We start from the raw sequence: 19,587 nt of genomic DNA, 5'->3' as shown, positions 1-19,587 counted from the left end.
CTCCAGCTCCAGCCAGAAGGTTGAATCAAATTCCAATCGATTTGGGAATCCCTTATCGACTCACCGTAATTTCATCCCGCTCTAGCGACAGCGAATATAGGCCGGCAAGACTCGACGGCTACTTTTGCGAGGCGGCGACGTCGGCGGGGAAGGCCTTGAGCCCGAGTTTGAGGTCGGCTTCAGCCGGGGTGATCGGCCGCTTGATCTTGACGGAGGCGGCCACCACCAACTCGTTGAAGTTCTCGGTGCCGGCGTCCAGCATTTGGAACAGTTGCAGCCGCATCCTCGGCTCCCAGAACTTGTTGATGTGCTCTGCGACGCCGGCAATGCCTTCCTCGCGTGGCTTGGAGTGGAAGAAATCGGCGATCTGGTTTGCCATGCGCACCAGCTTCTCGCGGGTGCTCATGATGTGTTCTTCGTCATGCGACATGCTTGGCAACTCCGCAAACCACCCGGCCGGGGTGGGTGAAAATATCAAAATCGTCGCCGCGAACCAGCGCCACCAGCGTCATGCCGGCCTCTTGCGCCGTGCGGATGGCAAGTGCGGTCGGCGCCGAGACGGCGATGATCAAGGCCGAGCCGATCGCCGCCGTCTTCTGCACCATTTCGACCGACACCCGCGACGTCACCACGACAGCACCGGATGCGCCATCGATGCCGGCCCTGGCAAGCGCGCCGGCCAGCTTGTCCAGCGCATTGTGACGGCCGACATCCTCGCGCGCCATGACGATGCCCTTGCCCGGTACATAGAAGCCGGCGGCGTGCACGGCTCCGGTCTCGGTGTGAAGCGGCTGCACTTTCGACAGAAGCTTGACCGAGCGAACGATATCGTCGGCATCAAGTGTAAGTTTCGACGCACCGACTTCGTCGACCGAGCGCATCGCTTCCTCGATCGATTCGATGCCGCAGAGCCCGCAGCCGACCGGGCCGGCCAGTCGTCTGCGCCGCGCCTCGAAGCGCGTGTTGGCGGTGTCCTTCAGCCTGATCTGGATATCGATGCCGGCGCCATGATCCTCGACCTCGATGGCCTCGATCTCGTCGGGCAGGGCGATGATGCCTTCGGTCAGCGAGAAACCGAGCGCGAAATCCTCGAAATCGGCCGGGCTCGCCATCATCACGGCGTGCGTGGTGCCGGCAAAGGAGAACGCCACCGGCGTCTCTTCCGGCACCATGCGGTCGGCAGCCGTCGTCCCGACCGCGCGGCGCGCCAGCCGCGATACCTGCGTCGTGGCTTTGCGGCGCGCGCTCAAGACTATTCCGCCGCTTCCAGCTTCGCGATGCGACGGCTCTGCTTGGCCTGCTCGTCATAGTCGCGCTGCCATTCAGACGGCCCGTTCGAGGCGCCGACCTGCACCGCCGTCACCTTGTATTCCGGACAGTTGGTCGCCCAGTCGGAGAAATCGGTGGTGATCACGTTGGCCTGCGTGTCCGGATGATGGAACGTCGTGTAGACGACGCCGGGCGACACCCGGTCCGTGATCATCGCGCGCAACGTCGTCTCGCCCGAGCGGCTGGTCAGCCGGACCCAGTCGCCGTCGCGCAGTCCGCGATTCTCGGCGTCGTGCGGGTGGATCTCCAGCCGGTCCTCTGCGTGCCACATGATGTTGTCGGTGCGCCTGGTCTGCGCGCCGACATTGTACTGCGACAGAATGCGGCCGGTGGTGAGCAGCAGCGGGAAGCGCGGTCCGGTCCTTTCGTCCGTCGCCACATATTCGGTGCGGATGAACTTGCCCTTGCCGCGCACGAACCCATCGATATGCATGATCGGGGTGCCGAGCGGCGCTTTCTCGTTGCAGGGCCATTGCACGGATCCGACGCGGTCGAGCAATTCGAAGGAGACGCCGGCGAAGCTTGGCGTCGTCATCGCGATCTCGTCCATGATCTCGGAAGGATGCCGATAGTTCCAGTCCAGCCCGATCGCGCGTGCAAGCTCCTGCGTCGCCTCCCAATCTGCGTAGCGCGCCTTCGGCTCAAGAACCTTGCGCACCATGTTGATGCGGCGCTCCGCGTTGGTGAAGGTGCCGTCCTTCTCCAGGAAGGTCGAGCCCGGCAGGAAGACATGCGCGTAGTTCGCCGTCTCGTTGAGGAAGAGGTCGTGCACGACGACGCATTCCATCGCGGCGAGGCCGGCGGCGACATGCTTGGTGTCCGGATCGGACTGCAGAATGTCCTCGCCCTGGATGTAGATGCCCTTGAAGCTGCCGTCGACGGCGGCGTCCAGCATGTTGGGGATGCGCAGGCCGGGTTCGTCGTCCAGCTTCACCCCCCACAGGGTCTCATAGATGTCGCGCACGGCTTCGCCGGAGATATGGCGATAGCCGGGCAGTTCGTGCGGGAAGGAGCCCATGTCGCAGGAGCCCTGGACATTGTTCTGGCCGCGCAGCGGGTTCACGCCGACGCCTGGCCGGCCGATATTGCCGGTGGCCATGGCGAGGTTGGCGATCGCCATCACCGTGGTTGAGCCCTGACTGTGTTCCGTCACGCCCAGGCCGTAATAGATCGCGCCGTTGCCGCCGGTAGCGTAGAGACGCGCAGCACCACGGATAAGTTCGGGATCGACGCCGGACAGCTTGCCGACGGTTTCGGGGCTGTTTTCCGGCAAGGCGACGAAGGATGCCCAATCCTGGAATTCCGTCCAGTCGCAGCGTTCGCGGATGAAGGCTTCGTCGAACAGGCCTTCGGTGACGATGACATGCGCCAGGGCCGTCAGCACGGCCACATTGGTGCCGGGCTTCAGCGGCAGGTGATAATCCGCTTCGATATGTGCCGACTTGACCATCTCGGTGCGGCGCGGATCGAGCACGATCAGCTTGGCGCCCTGGCGCAGCCGCTTCTTCAGTCGCGAGGCGAATACCGGGTGGGCCGAGGCGGGATTGGCACCGATGACGACGGCGACGTCGGTGTAATCGACGGAGTCGAAATCCTGCGTGCCGGCCGAGGTGCCATATGTCTGGCCGAGCCCGTAGCCCGTTGGCGAATGGCAGACGCGCGCGCAGGTGTCGACATTGTTGTTGCGGAAGCCCTGCCGCACCATCTTCTGGACGAGGTAGGTTTCCTCGTTGGTGCAGCGCGACGAGGTGATGCCGCCGATCGCGGTGCGTCCGTACTGATACTGGATGCGGCGGAATTCCTTCGCCGTATGGGCGATCGCCTCTTCCCAGCTCACTTCGCGCCACGGATCTGTGATCTTTTCGCGGATCATCGGCGACAGGATGCGGTCCTTGTGGGTGGCGTAGCCATAGGCGAAACGGCCCTTCACGCAGGAATGGCCGTGGTTCGCCTTGCCCTCCTTGTAGGGCATCATGCGAATAACCTCGTCGCCCTTCACTTCGGCCTTGAACGAACAGCCGACGCCGCAATAGGCGCAGGTGGTGACAGCCGAGCGTTCCGGCAGGCCCTTGGCAAGCACCGTCTTCTCGCGCAGCGCATCGGTCGGACAAGCCTGCACGCAGGCACCGCAGGACACGCATTCCGAATCGATGAATGCCTCATGCATGCCCGCCGAGACCCTGGATTCGAAACCACGGCCCTCGATGGTCAGCGCGAAGGTACCCTGGACCTCCTCGCAGGCCCGCACGCAGCGCGAGCAGACGATGCATTGCGAGGCGTCATAGGTGAAATAGGGATTGGATTCGTCGCGCGCGATATAATCGACCGCCAGCGAGCCATGGCCGGGCGCCACGCCGTCTTCCGGCTTGACGTGGTTGCGACCCTCGATGCCGTAGCGGTTCTCGGTCAGCCCGATCGACTTCGCCACCGCATCGAATTCGCTGGCGCCGGTTCCGGCCTTTTCGTTCCAGCCGGTCGGATGGTCGGAGACGTAGAGTTCCATGACGCCGCGGCGAATGGCGTCGAGCCGCTCTGTCTGCGTACGCACCACCATGCCCTCGCCGACGGGTGTCGTGCAGGATGCCGGCGTGCCGCCGCGCCCTTCGATCTCGACGAGGCAGACACGGCACGAACCGAAGGAGTCCAGCATGTCGGTGGCGCAAAGCTTCGGGATCTCGACCCCGCCTTCCATCGCGGCACGCATGATCGAGGTGCCTTCCGGGACGGTGATGCTGCGGCCGTCGACATTCAGCGTGACCCGCTTCTGCGCCTTCGATTCCGGGGTTCCATAGTCGATCTCTTCGACGAGAAATGGGAAGTCGGCCTTGATGTTCATCTGCCAGCTCCTATTCAGCAGCCACGCGCACGGGCGCAGGCTTGAAGTCGTCGGGGAAATGGGTGATCGAGCTCATGACAGGGTAGGGCGTGAAGCCGCCCAGTGCGCAGAGCGAACCAAACTTCATCGTGTTGCAGAGGTCGGTGACCAGAGCGAGGTTCTTCTCCGGTTCGATGCCCGCGGCAATTCTGTCGATGGTCTCGACGCCGCGCGTCGAGCCGATGCGGCACGGCGTGCACTTGCCGCAACTTTCGATGGCGCAGAACTCCATGGCGAAGCGCGCTTGTTTCAGCATGTCGGCGGTGTCGTCGAACACCACGATGCCGGCATGGCCGATCAGCCCGTCCTTGGCCGCGAAGGCCTCATAATCGAATGGCGTGTCGAACAGCGCGCGCGGGAAATAGGCGCCGAGAGGTCCGCCGACCTGCACCGCCTTGACCGGGCGCCCGGTGGCCGTGCCGCCGCCGATCTCGTCGACGATCTCGCCCAGCGTCATGCCGAAAGCGGCTTCGAACAGGCCGGCATATTTGACATTGCCCGCGATCTGGATCGGAATCGTGCCGCGCGAGCGGCCCATGCCGAAATCCTTGTAGAAGGTCGCACCCTTGTCCATGATGACAGGCACCGAGGCCAGCGAGATGACGTTGTTGATCACCGTCGGCTTGCCGAACAGCCCCTTGTGAGCCGGCAGCGGTGGTTTTGCCCGGACCATGCCACGCTTGCCTTCGAGCGAGTCCAGCAGCGCCGTCTCCTCGCCGCAGACATAGGCGCCTGCGCCAACCCGGATCTCCATGTCGAAAGCATAGGCCGAACCCAGCACGCTGGCGCCAAGAACACCGGCCTTGCGGGCGATCTCGACGGCCTTGTTCATCACCGCCACCGCATGCGGATATTCCGAGCGGACATAGACGAAACCCTTGGTCGCGCCCGTGGCAATTCCGGCGATTGTCATGCCTTCGATCAGCACGAAGGGATCCCCCTCCATGATCATGCGGTCGGCGAAGGTGCCCGAGTCGCCTTCGTCGGCGTTGCAGACAATGTATTTGCGGTCGCCCGACGTATCGAGCACCGTCTTCCACTTGATGCCGGTCGGGAAGCCGGCGCCACCGCGCCCGCGCAGTCCGGATTCGGTCACTTGGGCGACAATGGCGGCAGGCGTCAGTCCCAGCGCATTCGTCAGTCCATTCAACCCGCCATGCTTCTTGTAGGATTCGAGCGAAAGCGGATCCGTGACGCCGCAACGTGCGAAGGTCAGCCGCGTCTGCTTGGCCAGGAAGGGGATTTTGTCAGGCGCGCCCAGCCAGCGCTTGTGATGGCCGCCGGTGAGGAAGCCGCCGTCGAACAGGCTTTTGACGTCGGAGGGCTTGACCGGTCCATAGGCGACGCGGCCGTTGGCGGTCGCCACTTCGACCATCGGTTCGAGGAAATAAGCCCCGCGCGAGCCGTTGCGCACGATCTTGGCTTCGATGCCGCGTTCGGCAAGCTCACTTGCGATCGCCTTGGCGACTTTTTCGGCACCCAGCGCCAGCGCGCCGGAATCGCCGGGAATGTAGATACGCGGGATCATGAGCGCACCTCGGCAACGATCTCGTCGAGCTTTTCCTCATCGAGCCGCCCGATCACCTGGCCATCGAGCATTGCGGCGGGCGAACAGGCGCACAGGCCCAGACAATAGACCGGCTCCAGCGTCACCGAACCGTCGCGGGCCGTCTCATGGAAGCCGACGCCAAGCAACTGCTTCAGTTTGGCGGCGATGGCGTCCGAACCCATCGACTGGCAGGATTCCGCCTGGCAGAGCTTCAGCACATGCCGGCCGGCCGGATGGCTGCGATAATCATGGTAGAAGGTGACGACGCCGTGCACCTCGGCCCTGGAGATATTCAGCGCCTCGGCGATGACCGGCAGCGCATCCTGGGGCACATGGCCGAACTCTTCCTGGATACCATGAAGGATCGGCAGCAGCGGGCCTTCGAGGCCCTTCAGCTCCTGGATGATCGCGGCCGTGCGCGATGTGATCTCGGTACTTGCAGGCTGCATCGTCACGCAGCGCCCTCCCTGGTCGATAGCTTTTTATCGCTAAGTCGTTACAAAATCAGAGGAAACCCGCTGAATCAATAAAGCTGTTTCGTTACTCGATAGAAAATTTCTATCGAGTTCGCTCATCCAGCATTGTTTAGCCTAGCGGTGGGCGTGGAAATCGTCCGCCAGCGCCATTGCCTCGTCCAACAGCGCCGAGACCAGCGGCGTGTGCGGTTCGCGCGGCGCCGCCACCAGGCCGACCGTGTGGCTGGCGTCCGGTTCGACGATCGGGATGGCCCGGATCGGCTCGGAAAAGCCGAATGTTTCTGCAAGGTTGAGCGGCATGATCGACGACCATTTGCCGGTGCGGATATGCGAAAACAGCACGATCATCGAGTTGGATTCCAGCGTCGGCCGCACCTGCACGCCGGCTTCGGCCAGATGCTGGTCGATGATGCGGCGGTTCTGCATATCAGGCGTCAACAGGCACAGCGGCAGGCTTGAGAGCTCCGCCCATGTCACTTTGTCGCGATCGGAATAGGGATTTCCCATCGCGGTGATCAGTTGATAGCGCTCGTCATAGAGCGGCACGCTGGTGACCCGCCCCAGCGGCTCATTGTCGAGATAGGTGATGCCGGCATCGATGTCGAAATTGCCGAGCAGCGACAGCACCTCGATCGAGGTCCGCGACAGCACCGAGAAGGTGACGCCCGGATGCTTTGCCCGGAACGGCGTCGTCAGCCGCGCCACCATGGCCAACGCCGTCGGGATGGCGGCGATGCGGATGCGGCCCGACAGACCGTAGCGCGCGGCGCGCATCTCCTCGCGCATGGTGCGGGTGTCGCCGACGATGCGGCGCGCCCAGACCAACACCTGCTTGCCCTCCGGCGTCAGCCCCTGGAAGCGCGAGCCGCGCAAAACCAGCATCACACCGAGCTGGCCCTCCAACTGCTTGATGCCGGCCGACAGCGTCGGCTGGGTCACGCCGCACAACTCCGCCGCCCGGCCAAAATGCTCCTCCCTGGCCAGCGCGATGAAGAATTCCAGCTTGTCGATCATGCGATCTTTCCGGTCGTTCGGCGCAAGGTCGGGGAAATTGCGTTTCATCGCAAGCGCCATGCGCAATTGGCCTGCATCCACATCTTTAAGCCGGCTACCTGTTCCCCCCGGCTGAATGCGGCGCTATGTGGATGAAACCTGGGAGATCGACCATGCTGGGCTGGTTCCGCAAGCTTTTGCCGCGCGAAGATCGCTTCTTCGAACTGTTCGAACGACATTCCCGCACCGTGGTCGGTGGCGCCGAGGCGCTGGAGCAGCTTCTCCAGGGCAAGGACATCGACCGCTGGGGCCAGAAAATCATCGATCTCGAGGACGAGGCCGACCATATCACCGCGGAAGTCCTGCTGGCGGTGCGGCGCTCCTTCATCACGCCTTTCGATCGCGGCGACATCAAGGACCTGATCCAGTCGATGGATGATGCCATCGACATGATGCACAAGACCGTCAAGACGGTGAAGCTGTTCGAAAAGAGGGAATTCGACCCGCTGATGCAGGAAATGGGCGGCGTCATCGTCGCCGCCGCCAAGCTGGTGGCCGAGGCGATCCCGCTGCTCAGCAAGGTCGGGGCGCACACGGTGCGCCTCAATGCCATCGCCGAAGAGGTCATGCGCGTCGAAAGCCGGGCCGACGATCTGCACGAGCAAGGGCTGAAGGATCTCTTCAGGAAGCACGGCCGCAGCGACCCGATGGCCTACATGATCGGCAGCGAGATCTATGGCGAGCTGGAAAAGGTGGTCGACCGCTTCGAGGACGTCGCCAACGAGATCAGCGGCATCGTCATTGAGAATGTCTAGGTGATGGAAGCCACCATCGCCTTTCCCGTGCTGGTCGGCCTGGTCGCCGTCGCGCTGTTCTTCGATTTTCTCAACGGCCTGCACGACGCGGCCAACTCCATCGCCACCATCGTCTCCACCCGCGTGCTGAGGCCGCAATATGCGGTGTTGTGGGCGGCCTTCTTCAATTTCATCGCCTTCATGTTCTTCGGCCTCCACGTCGCCGAGACAGTGGGAAAGGGCATCGTCGACGTCACCATCGTCACCCCGGCTGTGATCTTTGCAGCCCTTGTCGGCGCCATCGTCTGGAACATCGTCACCTGGATCGCCGGCATCCCGTCGAGCAGCTCGCATGCATTGATCGGCGGTCTGGTCGGCGCCGGTGTGGCAAAGGCAGGCGTCGGTGCCATCGTCTGGACGGGACTCGGCAAGACTGTCGCCGCGATCGTCGTTTCGCCGGCGACCGGCTTTATCCTGGCGCTTGTCCTGATCCTCGCCGTTTCCTGGCTCTTCGTGCGCCAGACGCCATTCGCCGTCGACAGTTCCTTCCGCGTCCTGCAGTTCTTTTCCGCCTCGCTCTATTCGCTCGGGCATGGCGGCAACGACGCCCAGAAGACCATGGGCATCATCGCCGTGCTGCTCTATTCGCAGGGCGTGCTCGGCGCGACGTTCTATGTGCCGCTATGGGTCGTCCTCACCTGTCAGTCGGCGCTGGCGCTCGGCACCCTGTTCGGCGGCTGGCGCATCGTCCACACCATGGGTTCGAAGATCACCCGGCTGAATCCGATGCAGGGTTTTTGCGCCGAGACCGGTGGTGCCATCACGCTGTTTGCCGCCACCTGGCTCGGGGTTCCCGTTTCGACCACGCACACCATCACCGGCGCCATCATCGGCGTTGGCGCCGCCCGCCGGGTCTCGGCGGTGCGCTGGGGCATTGCCAGCAACATCGTCATTGCCTGGATCGTCACCTTGCCGGCGACCGCTGTGATTTCGGCGCTCACCTACCTGGCGGTTGGGCTGGCGAGGTGACGTGAAGACATCTACCTATCCACAAGGTTCAGGATGTTGCCGTCTGGATCCTTGAACCAGGCGACCTTCATTCCGGAGCCGACATGGATATCGCCCTCTAGCGTCAAGCCCGGCATCTCATAGTGCTCGAAGCTGACGCCCTTCGACTTCAGCGCCTTGACGACATTGCCGATCTCGTCGCCAACGGTCCACGTCACCGCTGTTGCCTTGTTGGTTCCGGCATATTGGGAATGATAGACGTTAATGGCTGTGTCGCCGCTTTTATACACGATCAGTTCACCGCCCTCATCGTGCACCTGCTTCAGACCAAGCGTTCCCTCATAGAAAGCCTTGGCTTTCGCGAGATCCTTCACCGCGAGGTTGGCCGTTGCGTTGAAGTTTGCGAGCATGATGATCTCCTTCCCTGGTTGTCGTGCTCACCATGGTCATGCAGATAGGTCGCACCAGCAGATTGGCGACCGTCGACTTTATGGAATGATCGGCCACTTTGGCCGCCGTTTTCCGCGGATGCGTTCGGTCGGCGATCAGACAGGCTTCATCGTTTTTCCGGGCACGCCGAGGCACCTGTTGCTCCACGGCTTGGTTCTGTCCGGAAACTGCATTATCTGAAGCCCTGAACGTCCAAGGAAAAAATCATGTCCGCCGTCCAGCAGAACGTCACCAAGGAAATCGTCATCGAGCGCCTGAAGACGGTCAACGGGCCGGATTTCACCGGCAACATCGTCGACCTCGGCATGGTTTCGGAGATTTTCATCGCCGACGGGAAGGTCTTCTTCTCGATTACCGTTCCCGCCGCCCGCGCCCAGGAAATGGAGCCGCTGCGTGCCGCGGCGGAACGTGTCGTCAAAGCGATCCCCGGTGTCGCCAGCGCCGTCGTCGCGCTGACGGCCGAAAAGAAGGGCGGCGGCATGGAGGCTCCGGTCCCGTCGCGCCCCGCACCCAGGCCGGCTCCGCCCGCTGCCACGCCGCGTGCCGCGCCGCACGCGCCTGCCTCGCACAGTTCGGGAAAGCGCGGCGTGCCCGGTATCGAGGCAATCATCGCGGTTGCCTCCGGCAAGGGCGGCGTCGGCAAGTCGACCACCGCCGTCAACATCGCGCTTGGCCTCGCCGCCAACGGCCTGCGCGTCGGCGTGCTCGATGCCGACATCTACGGCCCATCCATGCCGCGGCTGCTCAACATCCATGGCAGGCCGCAGACCGTCGACGGCAAGATCCTGAAACCGATGGAGAATTACGGCCTGAAGGTGATGTCGATGGGCTTCCTCGTCGATGAGGAAACGCCGATGATCTGGCGCGGCCCGATGGTGATGTCGGCACTGACGCAGATGCTGCGCGAGGTCGAGTGGGGCCGGCTCGACGTGCTCGTCGTCGACATGCCGCCCGGCACCGGCGACGCGCAGCTGACCATGGCCCAGCAGGTGCCGCTGGCCGGCGCCGTCATCGTCTCGACGCCGCAGGATTTGGCCCTGATCGACGCGCGAAAAGGCCTCAACATGTTCAAGAAGGTCGACGTGCCGCTGCTCGGCATCGTCGAAAACATGAGTTATTTCGTCGCCCCCGACACCGGCAAACGCTACGACATCTTCGGCCATGGCGGCGCTCGCCGCGAGGCCGAGCGTCTCGGCGTCACCTTCCTCGGCGAAGTGCCGCTCGAGATGGGCATCCGCGAAAGCTCGGATGCCGGCACGCCGGTTGTCGTCTCGAAGCCCGACGGCGCCGAGGCGAAAATCTACCGCGACATCGCTTCGAAGGTTTGGGACCGGGTCAACGAAGAACGTGATGCGGCTGCTGCCGCCGTGCCGAGTATTGTGTTCGAGTAGGTTTCCGCTCGGTCGACGCCAACCCTAAACAAGCCCAAGCATTGTTCAGGCAGACCTCAGCCTAAGCCGCGCCGACCTTCTCGCCGAAGCTGGAAAAAAACTGTCCGGCGAGTTTCTTCGAGGTCGATTCGATCAGCCGGCTGCCGAGCTGGGCGATTTTGCCGCCGACATCGGCCTTGGCGGCGTATTTCAAAACCGTGGTATCGGGCCCATCTGATGCCAGCGTCACGTCCGCACCGCCCTTGGCGAAACCGGCAATGCCACCCTTGCCCTCACCCTGGATCGTGTAGGAGTGCGGCGGCTTCAGGTTCTTCAGCGTCACTTCGCCGTTGAACGTCGCCTTGATCGGTCCGATCTTCACCACCACGGTCGCCGCCATTTCGGTCGGCGATTTCATCTCCAGGCTCTGGCAGCCGGGAATGGTCGCCTTCAAGACCTCGGGATCGTTCAGCGCTTCCCACACTTTTTGCAGGGGAGCGGCAATGCGCTCCTCGCCTTCGATCACCAAAGCCATGAAAACCTCCCGGACAAGACTGAATGAAGCCCTAACGCACGGCCGGGCGCCTGTCTATCACACCAAAGTCCGGTTGCGACCGCACGCCCTCTTGCCTGCTCTCGCGCGTTGCCATATCGATTTGTCTTACAAATACGGAGACCACCAATGGCAGGCGCCCCCACCCACAAGAAAAAATTTCGCTCGCAGGAGTGGTTCGACAATCCCGACAACCCGGGCATGACGGCGCTCTATCTCGAGCGCTACCTGAATTACGGACTGACACGCGCCGAACTGATGTCCGGCAAGCCGCTGATCGGCATCGCCCAGACCGGCTCCGATCTTTCGCCCTGCAACCGGCATCATATCGAACTTGCCAAGCGCGTGCGCGAAGGCATCGTCTCGATGGGCGGCATTCCTTTCGAATTTCCCTGCCATCCGATCCAGGAGACCGGCAAGCGCCCGACCGCCGCTCTTGACCGCAACCTTGCCTATCTCGGCCTGGTCGAGGTGCTTTACGGCTATCCGCTCGATGGCGTCGTGCTCACCATCGGTTGCGACAAGACGACGCCGGCCCTGCTGATGGCGGCCGCCACCGTTAACATCCCGGCGATCGCGCTGTCGGTCGGCCCGATGCTCAATGGCTGGCACAAGGGCAAGCGAACCGGCTCCGGCACCATCGTCTGGGAATCGCGCCAGCGGCTATCGGCTGGCGAGATCGGCTATGACGAGTTCATGGATATCGTCGCCTCCTCGGCGCCGTCCACCGGCTATTGCAACACCATGGGCACCGCCACGACGATGAACTCGCTGGCCGAGGCGCTTGGCATGCAATTGCCTGGCTCGGCCGCCATTCCCGCACCATACCGCGAGCGCGGCCAGATTTCCTATGAGACGGGAAAGCGCATTGTCGAGATGGTGCACGAGGATCTGAAGCCGTCCGATATCATGACGCGCCAGGCCTTCGAGAACGCCATCGTTGTCAACTCGGCCATTGGCGGCTCGACCAACGCACCGATCCATCTCAATGCGATTGCCCGCCATCTCGGCGTGCCGCTCGACAATGACGACTGGCAGAAGGTCGGGCTCAAGATCCCGCTCATCGTCAATCTGCAGCCGACCGGCGAATATCTCGGCGAGGATTATCACCACGCGGGCGGCGTGCCGGCCGTTGTGGCCGAATTGATGAAGGGCGGATTGCTGCCTTTCCCCGAAGCCATCACCGTCAACGGCAAATCGATCGGCGACAACTGCAAAGGGGTGGTCAACGAGAACATCGAAGTCATCCGCACCGTGGCCGAGCCGTTGAAAGCCAATGCCGGCTTCATCAACCTGAGGGGCAATCTGTTCGATTCGGCGATCATGAAGACCAGCGGCATCTCGCCGGAGTTCCGCGAGCGCTATTTGTCCAACCCCAGGGATCCCGAGGCTTTCGAAGGCAACGCCATGGTTTTCGACGGGCCGGAAGACTACCACGCCCGCATCGACGATCCGGCGCAAGGCATCGATGAACACACCATCCTGTTCATGCGCGGCGCTGGCCCGGTCGGCTATCCCGGCGGTGCCGAGGTCGTCAACATGCAGCCGCCGGCATACCTGATCAAGAAGGGCATCCACGCGCTTGCCTGCATCGGTGACGGTCGCCAGTCGGGCACGTCTGGTTCGCCGTCGATCCTCAACGCCTCGCCGGAAGCGGCGATCGGCGGCGGGCTGGCGCTCTTGAAAACGGGGGACCGTGTCCGCGTCGACCTGCGCAAGGGCACGGCCGATATCCTCGTCACCGATGACGAGATCACCCGCCGCCGCGCCGAACTGCAGAACAACGGCGGCTATCACTATCCCAAGCACCAGACGCCCTGGCAGGAGATCCAGCGCGGCATGGTCGCGCAGTTCTCGGAGGGAATGGTGCTGGAGCCGGCGGTGAAATACCAGGACGTCGCGCACACCAGCGGCGTCCCCAGGGATAATCATTGATTATTCCGGGATAATCACCCTTTAATTCCAAGGGATAATCATCAATTATTCCTGCCGACAATCACAGACGCTGCATCGACGACTGGCGGCCTGATCAATCAGGCCGCCAGTTCCGACCAGCAGGTCGAGAACGGTCACCATCCTTGACAAGTCCGCGCGATGTATCCACCATCATGACAAGGGGTGCATCGCGACGACCCCGTGAGGCGTCAGCCCAACGTTCGCGTCCAGGCTTCTCTTCCAGGAGGTGGACGCCATGCCGTCAACAACCGCTATCACTGTACCGCAATTATCCCGTCTGATCGGGCTGCCGGGTGCGCCGGTGATCATCGATGTTCGCATAGACGAAGATTTCGACGCCGATCCGCGCCTGTTGCCCGCTTCGTGCCGGCGCGATTTCAAAACCGTTTCGACCTGGGCGCCCGCGTTCGCCGGCAAGCTGGTGGCCATCGTTTGCCAGAAAGGGCGGAAACTCTCGCAAGGGGTAGCCGCCTGGCTGCGCCATGAGGGAATCTCCGCCGAATCCCTTGAAGGCGGCTTTGAAGCCTGGCGCGATGCCGGGGGGCTTCTGGTCCGCACCGACAGATTGCCGCCGCGCGACGAAAAGGGTCGCACTATATGGGTGACGCGGACACGCCCGAAGGTCGACCGCATCGCTTGCCCCTGGCTGATCCGGCGTTTCGTCGATCCTCACGCGATCTTCCTGTTTGTCGAGGCGGCCGAAGTGCCTGATGTGGCCGACCGCTTTCAGGCCGTGCCTTTCGACATCGACAATGTGTTCTGGAGCCATCGCGGCGAACGCTGCACCTTCGACACGATGATCGAGGAGTTCGGACTGGAGTCCGAGGCGCTCGATCGCCTTGCCGTAATCGTGCGCGCGGCGGATACCGCAAGGCTCGATCTGGTGCCCCAGGCCGCCGGCTTTCTGGCTGCCTCGCTTGGCCTGTCGCGTATGTTCCGCGACGACCTGGAGCAACTGGAAGCAGGCATGCTGCTCTACGACGCATTCTTCCGCTGGTGTCGCGACGCCACTGAAGAAACGCACAACTGGCCGGCCGCCGGGACGGGTAAACCGACATGAGCGCTCTTGTACCGGCGGATGCGGCGGGAGACGTGCCGGTTCCGGCTGCGCCGACCTTCACCGAAGCCACGAAGGTCTGGGCGAAGATCGGACTGCTCAGCTTCGGCGGACCGGCCGGGCAGATCGCGCTGATGCACAAGGAACTGGTCGAGGAGCGGCGCTGGATCGGCGAGCAGCGTTTCCTGCATGCGCTGAATTACTGCATGCTGCTGCCTGGGCCGGAAGCCCAGCAACTCGCCATCTACATCGGCTGGCTGCTGCACAGGACGGCCGGTGGCCTTGTCGCCGGCATCCTGTTCGTCGTGCCGGGCGCGCTCGTCATGCTCGTCTTGAGCAGCCTTTACGTGCTCTACGGCGACATGCCGCTCGTCGAAGCGCTGTTTTTCGGGGTGAAGGCGGCGGTGCTCGCCATTGTCATCGAGGCAGTGATCCGGATCGGGCGGCGTGCCCTGAAGAACCGCGTCACGGTGTCGATCGCGGTCGCGGCGTTCATCGCCATCTATGCGTTGAATGTGCCTTTCCCGCTCATCGTCCTGCTCGCCGGCCTGACTGGATGGCTGGGAGACCGCGTTGCTCCCGGCCTGTTTTCCGGCTCCGCCCATGGCAAGGGCGATGTTGGCGACTTCAAGGGAGCGGTCGACCTGATGTTCGAACGCGGCGAACTGGCCCATGTCGAGCCGACCAGATGGCATGCACCGCGCACCGTCGCGATCTGGCTGCCGCTGTGGCTTGGGCCCGTTCTTGTGATCTGGTGGTTCACCGGCTCTGCAAGCGTCTGGACCGAGATAGGGGGGTTCTTCAGCCTGATGGCTGTCGTCACCTTCGGTGGCGCCTATGCGGTCCTCGCCTATGTCGCACAGGCAGCCGTCCAGTCCTTCGGCTGGCTCGCCCCCGGTGAAATGGTCGATGGTCTTGGGCTTGCCGAAACGACGCCAGGTCCGCTCATCCTGGTGTTGCAGTTTGTCGGCTTCATCGCCGCGTTCCGCCACGCCGGGTCGCTGGACCCGTTGCTTGCCGGATCGCTGGGGGCGTTGCTCACCCTGTGGGTAACGTTCACGCCCTGCTTCTTCTGGATATTCCTCGGCGCGCCCTATATCGAGGCCCTGCGCGGCAACAAGGCCTTGTCGGCCGCACTGGGCGCGATCACCGCCGCTGTTGTCGGCGTCATCATGAATCTCGCTCTATGGTTTGCCTTGCATGTCATCTTCCACGAAGTCCGCAACATCGGCCTTGGCATGAATGTGCCGGTGCTTTCGTCGATCGACTGGCGCGCGGCACTGCTTTCCGTTGCCGCTATGATCGCCATCCTGAAACTGAAACTCGGAATGCTGCCGACGCTTGCCGCGTCTGCTCTTGCCGGTGTCTTGTTGCTGGCGGCGGGGGGATAATGCCATCCCCTTTTGTAATCCGCTTGCGAACCACCTAATTGGTTGGAAACGGATTGGAACCATGGCGGGACGGCGCTCTTCTCTCGGCTTCCTCGGAATGTTCGGCCGCTCGAGCGACTTGAGGCAGCTCGACGTCGCATTGCGTGGCGCCGACCTGCATCCTGCCCTCGTGCCGGAAGGCGTGAAACTGACCATCGTCAATCTGATGAAGGATCGCTGGTCCGACGAGCCGCCCAGCCAGGCCTATGCGGAAGTGGCGCAATTGTTCAGCTATTGCGTTGCCGGGCCCGAAATCTTCGAAAGCTCCCACGGCTTGGAGCAACGGCAGGACGTGGAGCGCCGGGTCGAGGCCGCGGTGCAGGCCGGCGACAGCTTCGATGCGCAAATCGTGCTGATGGCGCTGCACGCCAAGCTGATCGATGCCGAGGTCGTCGAGCGCTACGGGCTGAGCGCCGAATAACTGTTCCGGCGAGCGTTCCTTACCCGCCCATGCTGCCGCGCGGCAGCTTGATCATCTCGCCAAAGCGGGCGCGCAGCCGGTCGTCGATCTGCTTCGGCACATGGCGCGGAAAGCGCTCGGCAAGCACGCGCTTCTTCTCGATGATCGCCCGCTGCAGGATGTCGGGCCGGCCCTTCTCGTTCCATTCCTTGGGAGAAAAGCGATCGCCGACGGCGGGATAAAAATACTCCGTCTGCATTAGCCGCAGCGTCTGTTCGTTGCCGAGATAGTGGCCTGGACCCTTCAGGCAGACATCGGCGATGGTATCGATCGACAGCGCTTCGTCGGTCACCTCGATGCCGCGCACGCAGCGCAGGCAATGGCCGAGCATGTCGTTGTCGATGATCAGGCTTTCCAGGCAGAAGCCGAGCAGAGAGGCATGCATGCCGGCCGATTCGTAGACAAGGTTGAGCCCGGCGAGACCGGCCATCACGTCGGTGATGCCCTTTTCGTAGCCGGACTGGATATCGGGCAGTTTCGAATCAGTCATGCCGGCGGCCGAACCGCCAGGCAAATCGTAGTATTGCGCCATCTGCGCGCAGGCCGCGGTCAGCACCGCCTGCTCGGCCGAACCGCCGGACATGGCGCCGGTGCGCAGATCCGACACGAACGGCCATGTGCCGAAAATCGCCGGATGGCCCGGCTTGATGGCGTTGACATAGACGAGACCAGCCAGCACTTCGGCTACCGCCTGCACCACGGCACCCGCAATCGCCGCCGGCGCCGTGGCGCCTGCCTGGCCGGCCGAGAGCAGGAGGATCGGGATGCCGCCCTCGACACAGGCCTCGAGCACGCCGCAGGCGTCCTCGGCGAACTTCATCGGCGGCACGACGAAGCAGTTGGAGTTCGACACGAACGGCCGGGCGCGGAAGTTTTCCTCGCCGCCGGCAATGGCATAAAGCATCTCCAGCGCCGGCTGCACATTCTCGCGCACCGTAAACGAGGTGCCGACATGCTTCGACGTGCCCATCACGCAGGCATAGAGCGTGTTGAAGTCCATTTCGAGTGGATCTGGAATGTCGCGCGGCACCATCGGGCGCTGGAAGAAATGGATGTTGTCGAGCCCTTCGACGAGGCGGGCGGCGTCATAGATGTCCTGCAGCAGCGACTCTCGGTATTCGCGCTTTTCGACATCGACCAGATGCACGGCGGCTCCGGCCGTGCCGTAATGCACGCGCTTGCCCTTGATCAGCATGTCGTGCTTGGGATCCTGGCCGTGCAGGGTGAAATGCCGTGCCGCCTTCTTGATCGTCTCGAGCACGAGCCCGCGCGGGAAGCGGATGCGGCCATCGTCGCCATAGGTGGCGCCGGCCTCGGTCAAGGCTTCGATGCAGGAGGGAATGGCATTGGCGAAACCGACCGTTTCCAGGAGCGTCAGCACCGCTTCGTGGATGCGTTCCTGGTCGTTCTGGGTCAGCGGTCCGTAACTGCCGCCTTCGAGGCCGGCGCGCACTGGCTTGATGTCGTCGGCCAAGGGCGCTGCCCGCATGGCGCGGCGCGCTTCGCGCCCGCCGGAGCGCCGCGAACGTTGATCCGCCGCCGCTTCCCGCTTTTCAAGAACTGACATGGAGACACTCCACCTTTCCGAGAAGCAGGGCGCGGCGGTTGGTCCACCATCGGCTGCTTCTTCCCCTTATGTCTCCGACTATGCCGCCGGCATTGGCCCAGACTATGGGCCAGTCGGTCCGGTTGCATATGCCAGAGCTAATGGAGTCGGAGCCGCGCCTGCGCGGCCCCAGGGAGATGGCGATGGATCAGGCGGCCGCAGGCCTGCGTCCGGCGGCGGTGGCCAGTTCGCGGATGCCCGGCTCGATGTGCTGCAGCGCTATCGATGAGATGCCCAGCCGCATGAAACGCGAAGGCTTGTCAGTGCGATCGAAGAAACGGTCGCCCGGTTCTATGATGACGCTGCGCGAGGCTGCTGCCTCGGCCAGTCCGCGCGCATCGGTGCCACGCGGCCCTTCGAGCCACAGCGATGTGCCGCCGGCCGAATCGGTCGAGCGCCATTCCGGCAGGAAGGCGGAAATCGCATGGACCAGACGCTTGCGGCGCTCGTCGAAGGCCGACGACAGCCGCCGCACAAGGGCCTCGTGATGGCCGAGCGACAGGAAGAGCGCTACGGCGCGCTGGTTGTTGGCCGGCGGATGACGCAGCATGAAGCGGCGCAGCGCCCTGAGCTCGGAGATCAGGCCGGCAGACGCCACGATGTAGCCAAGCCGCAAGCCGGGAGCCAGCGTCTTCGACATCGAGCCGACATAGACGACACGGCCTGAGCGATCGAGGCTCTTCAGAGCCTGCTGCGGTGCTTCGTCGAGAAGCTGGCTGTCATAGCCGTCCTCGATGATGATCTGGTTGTAGCGGTTGGCCCGCGCCAGAAGATCCTGTCGCCGTTCCGCCGACAGCGGCACCATGGTCGGGCAATGATGGCTGGGCGTGACGAAGACGAAACCGGAATCATTGGGAATAGAAGCGGTTACGATGCCGGACTGGTCGACTGGCACCGGCTCTATCTCGGCGCCCGCAAGGCGGAAGATCGAGCGTGCGTCGGGGTAGCCGGGATCCTCCATCGCCACCTTGGAGCCCTTGGACATCAGCAGCGTCGCCAGCATGTAGAGTGCGTTCTGGGCGCCCAGCGTGACGATGATCTCGTCGGGATTGGCGAAGATGCCGCGTCGCGGCAGCAGCCGCGCCTGGATCTGCTCGATCAGCAGCGGATCGTCGCGGTCGACCATATCGGACGCCCAGTTGCGGATCTCGAGCACGGCCAGCGCCATGCGGTTGCACTCGCGCCACTCGGCGGTCGGGAACAGCGCCGGGTCGAACTGGCCGTAGACGAAGGGGTAGGACGACTTGATCCAGTTCTCGTGCTTGGCCGGCGGCGGCATGTCGCTGGCGGCGATCTTGCGGCGTGCCTTCCAGTCGATCTCGTTGGCCTGATCGGGCGCCTTCTGGTGTGGCTTGGCAGGCGTTGCCAGCACATCGGGATTGACGAAATGACCACGCCGCTCGCGCGCCACCAGGAAGCCCTGGTCGACCAGCTGCTGGAACGCCAGCACCACGGTTCCGCGCGCCACGCCGAGTTTTTCGGCCAGGATACGGCACGAAGGAAGCGGCATCGAAGCGGCGATCTGGCGGTCGAGAATGGCGGCCACGATGGCTTGGCGGATCTGTGCCTGCAGGGTCTGGCCCGATTCCGCCGAAATCCGGAACAGGCCGGACCATATGGCCGTGTCGTTACGCTGTGGCATGGGAGATGTTCCTCGATGGCCAGCCTTTTTCGCTTGGCT

The 19,587-nt window shown here is 63.3% G+C and carries 17 protein-coding genes; 7 read left to right on the top strand and 10 right to left on the bottom strand.

All coding sequences use genetic code 11. The annotated features are described in order from the left end of the window. Positions 1-118: 118 nt before the first annotated feature. The 6 genes from NKH02_RS02490 to NKH02_RS02465 all read right to left on the bottom strand — a co-directional run bounded on the left by NKH02_RS02490 (position 119) and on the right by NKH02_RS02465 (position 7,243). Positions 119-430 carry a formate dehydrogenase subunit delta gene (locus NKH02_RS02490; RefSeq protein WP_352872016.1) on the bottom strand — a complete coding sequence of 104 codons (312 nt, stop codon included), beginning with the start codon at positions 428-430 and terminating at the stop codon, positions 119-121. Continuing rightward, entirely contained in the window at positions 420-1,250 is an 831-nt protein-coding gene (fdhD, locus tag NKH02_RS02485) for a formate dehydrogenase accessory sulfurtransferase FdhD (protein WP_352876074.1), read from the bottom strand. The genes NKH02_RS02490 and fdhD overlap by 11 nt, the downstream gene beginning before the upstream one ends. A 2-nt stretch (positions 1,251-1,252) precedes the next feature. Then, complete coding sequence (fdhF, locus tag NKH02_RS02480; protein WP_352876071.1) at positions 1,253-4,165, bottom strand: formate dehydrogenase subunit alpha; 2,913 nt, start codon at positions 4,163-4,165, stop codon at positions 1,253-1,255. A 10-nt stretch (positions 4,166-4,175) separates the two neighbouring features. Next, entirely contained in the window at positions 4,176-5,732 is a 1,557-nt protein-coding gene (locus NKH02_RS02475; protein ID WP_352876068.1) for a formate dehydrogenase beta subunit, read from the bottom strand. Next, on the bottom strand, positions 5,729-6,202 hold the full coding sequence (locus tag NKH02_RS02470) for a formate dehydrogenase subunit gamma (RefSeq protein ID WP_502913765.1): 474 nt from the start codon (positions 6,200-6,202) through the stop codon (positions 5,729-5,731). Before NKH02_RS02470 ends, NKH02_RS02475 begins: the two co-directional genes overlap by 4 nt. 141 nt (positions 6,203-6,343) lie before the next feature. Next, positions 6,344-7,243 (bottom strand): LysR family transcriptional regulator, encoded by a 900-nt coding sequence (locus NKH02_RS02465; RefSeq protein WP_352876086.1) that lies wholly within the window; start codon positions 7,241-7,243, stop codon positions 6,344-6,346. A gap of 152 nt (positions 7,244-7,395) precedes the next feature. On the opposite strand from NKH02_RS02465, the gene NKH02_RS02460 reads away from it, so the two are divergent. After that, complete coding sequence (locus NKH02_RS02460; RefSeq protein WP_352876063.1) at positions 7,396-8,037, top strand: DUF47 family protein; 642 nt, start codon at positions 7,396-7,398, stop codon at positions 8,035-8,037. A 3-nt stretch (positions 8,038-8,040) separates the two neighbouring features. Next, positions 8,041-9,045 (top strand): inorganic phosphate transporter, encoded by a 1,005-nt coding sequence (locus tag NKH02_RS02455; RefSeq protein WP_352876085.1) that lies wholly within the window; start codon positions 8,041-8,043, stop codon positions 9,043-9,045. An 11-nt stretch (positions 9,046-9,056) separates the two neighbouring features. Here NKH02_RS02455 and NKH02_RS02450 read toward each other — a convergent pair whose 3' ends face one another. Further along, positions 9,057-9,434 carry a VOC family protein gene (locus NKH02_RS02450; RefSeq protein ID WP_352876060.1) on the bottom strand — a complete coding sequence of 126 codons (378 nt, stop codon included), beginning with the start codon at positions 9,432-9,434 and terminating at the stop codon, positions 9,057-9,059. Between the two features lie 246 nt (positions 9,435-9,680). Here NKH02_RS02450 and NKH02_RS02445 point away from each other — a divergent pair, with 246 nt between their 5' ends. Next, entirely contained in the window at positions 9,681-10,865 is a 1,185-nt protein-coding gene (locus tag NKH02_RS02445; protein ID WP_352876057.1) for an Mrp/NBP35 family ATP-binding protein, read from the top strand. Between the two features lie 61 nt (positions 10,866-10,926). Here the strand turns inward: NKH02_RS02445 and NKH02_RS02440 are convergent, their stop codons facing one another. After that, positions 10,927-11,379, bottom strand: coding sequence for an SRPBCC family protein (locus NKH02_RS02440; protein WP_352876055.1), 453 nt, complete (start codon positions 11,377-11,379; stop codon positions 10,927-10,929). A gap of 147 nt (positions 11,380-11,526) precedes the next feature. On the opposite strand from NKH02_RS02440, the gene NKH02_RS02435 reads away from it, so the two are divergent. The 4 genes from NKH02_RS02435 (at position 11,527) to NKH02_RS02420 (ending at position 16,261) form a co-directional block, all read left to right on the top strand. Then, on the top strand, positions 11,527-13,332 hold the full coding sequence (locus NKH02_RS02435) for an IlvD/Edd family dehydratase (RefSeq protein ID WP_352876053.1): 1,806 nt from the start codon (positions 11,527-11,529) through the stop codon (positions 13,330-13,332). Positions 13,333-13,588: 256 nt separating this feature from the next. Next, positions 13,589-14,413, top strand: a complete 825-nt coding sequence (locus NKH02_RS02430; RefSeq protein WP_352876050.1) for a chromate resistance protein ChrB domain-containing protein — start codon at positions 13,589-13,591, stop codon at positions 14,411-14,413. Continuing rightward, positions 14,410-15,801 carry a chromate efflux transporter gene (gene chrA, locus NKH02_RS02425; RefSeq protein WP_352872028.1) on the top strand — a complete coding sequence of 464 codons (1,392 nt, stop codon included), beginning with the start codon at positions 14,410-14,412 and terminating at the stop codon, positions 15,799-15,801. The genes NKH02_RS02430 and chrA overlap by 4 nt, the downstream gene beginning before the upstream one ends. A 61-nt stretch (positions 15,802-15,862) precedes the next feature. After that, positions 15,863-16,261: a hypothetical protein gene (locus tag NKH02_RS02420; RefSeq protein ID WP_352876048.1), complete on the top strand. Its 399-nt coding sequence runs from the start codon at positions 15,863-15,865 to the stop codon at positions 16,259-16,261. Positions 16,262-16,280: 19 nt separating this feature from the next. Here the strand turns inward: NKH02_RS02420 and NKH02_RS02415 are convergent, their stop codons facing one another. Both NKH02_RS02415 and pdxR read right to left on the bottom strand, forming a co-directional pair. After that, on the bottom strand, positions 16,281-17,867 hold the full coding sequence (locus tag NKH02_RS02415) for a trimethylamine methyltransferase family protein (protein ID WP_352876045.1): 1,587 nt from the start codon (positions 17,865-17,867) through the stop codon (positions 16,281-16,283). 187 nt (positions 17,868-18,054) lie between these two features. Beyond that, positions 18,055-19,548 carry a MocR-like pyridoxine biosynthesis transcription factor PdxR gene (gene pdxR, locus NKH02_RS02410; protein WP_352872033.1) on the bottom strand — a complete coding sequence of 498 codons (1,494 nt, stop codon included), beginning with the start codon at positions 19,546-19,548 and terminating at the stop codon, positions 18,055-18,057. Positions 19,549-19,587 lie beyond the last annotated feature (39 nt).

The sequence above is a fragment of the Mesorhizobium sp. M1396 genome (assembly GCF_040317725.1).
Classification (GTDB): Bacteria; Pseudomonadota; Alphaproteobacteria; order Rhizobiales; family Rhizobiaceae; genus Mesorhizobium.
The sequence above is the reverse complement of the archived record's forward strand: the minus strand, read 5'-3'. Positions and strand labels throughout refer to the sequence as shown.

Bases quoted from the DNA above. Each gene is read 5' to 3' on its own strand.
- fdhF (WP_352876071.1), bottom strand. From the start codon at position 4,165: ATGAACATCAAGGCCGACTTCCCATTTCTCGTCGAAGAGATCGACTAT.
- NKH02_RS02490 (WP_352872016.1), bottom strand. From the start codon at position 430: ATGTCGCATGACGAAGAACACATCATGAGCACCCGCGAGAAGCTGGTG.
- chrA (WP_352872028.1), top strand. From the start codon at position 14,410: ATGAGCGCTCTTGTACCGGCGGATGCGGCGGGAGACGTGCCGGTTCCG.
- NKH02_RS02435 (WP_352876053.1), top strand. From the start codon at position 11,527: ATGGCAGGCGCCCCCACCCACAAGAAAAAATTTCGCTCGCAGGAGTGG.
- NKH02_RS02460 (WP_352876063.1), top strand. From the start codon at position 7,396: ATGCTGGGCTGGTTCCGCAAGCTTTTGCCGCGCGAAGATCGCTTCTTC.
- pdxR (WP_352872033.1), bottom strand. From the start codon at position 19,548: ATGCCACAGCGTAACGACACGGCCATATGGTCCGGCCTGTTCCGGATT.
- NKH02_RS02420 (WP_352876048.1), top strand. From the start codon at position 15,863: ATGGCGGGACGGCGCTCTTCTCTCGGCTTCCTCGGAATGTTCGGCCGC.
- NKH02_RS02450 (WP_352876060.1), bottom strand. From the start codon at position 9,434: ATGCTCGCAAACTTCAACGCAACGGCCAACCTCGCGGTGAAGGATCTC.
- NKH02_RS02445 (WP_352876057.1), top strand. From the start codon at position 9,681: ATGTCCGCCGTCCAGCAGAACGTCACCAAGGAAATCGTCATCGAGCGC.
- NKH02_RS02430 (WP_352876050.1), top strand. From the start codon at position 13,589: ATGCCGTCAACAACCGCTATCACTGTACCGCAATTATCCCGTCTGATC.
- NKH02_RS02475 (WP_352876068.1), bottom strand. From the start codon at position 5,732: ATGATCCCGCGTATCTACATTCCCGGCGATTCCGGCGCGCTGGCGCTG.
- NKH02_RS02465 (WP_352876086.1), bottom strand. From the start codon at position 7,243: ATGATCGACAAGCTGGAATTCTTCATCGCGCTGGCCAGGGAGGAGCAT.
- NKH02_RS02455 (WP_352876085.1), top strand. From the start codon at position 8,041: ATGGAAGCCACCATCGCCTTTCCCGTGCTGGTCGGCCTGGTCGCCGTC.
- NKH02_RS02470 (WP_502913765.1), bottom strand. From the start codon at position 6,202: ATGCAGCCTGCAAGTACCGAGATCACATCGCGCACGGCCGCGATCATC.
- NKH02_RS02440 (WP_352876055.1), bottom strand. From the start codon at position 11,379: ATGGCTTTGGTGATCGAAGGCGAGGAGCGCATTGCCGCTCCCCTGCAA.
- NKH02_RS02415 (WP_352876045.1), bottom strand. From the start codon at position 17,867: ATGTCAGTTCTTGAAAAGCGGGAAGCGGCGGCGGATCAACGTTCGCGG.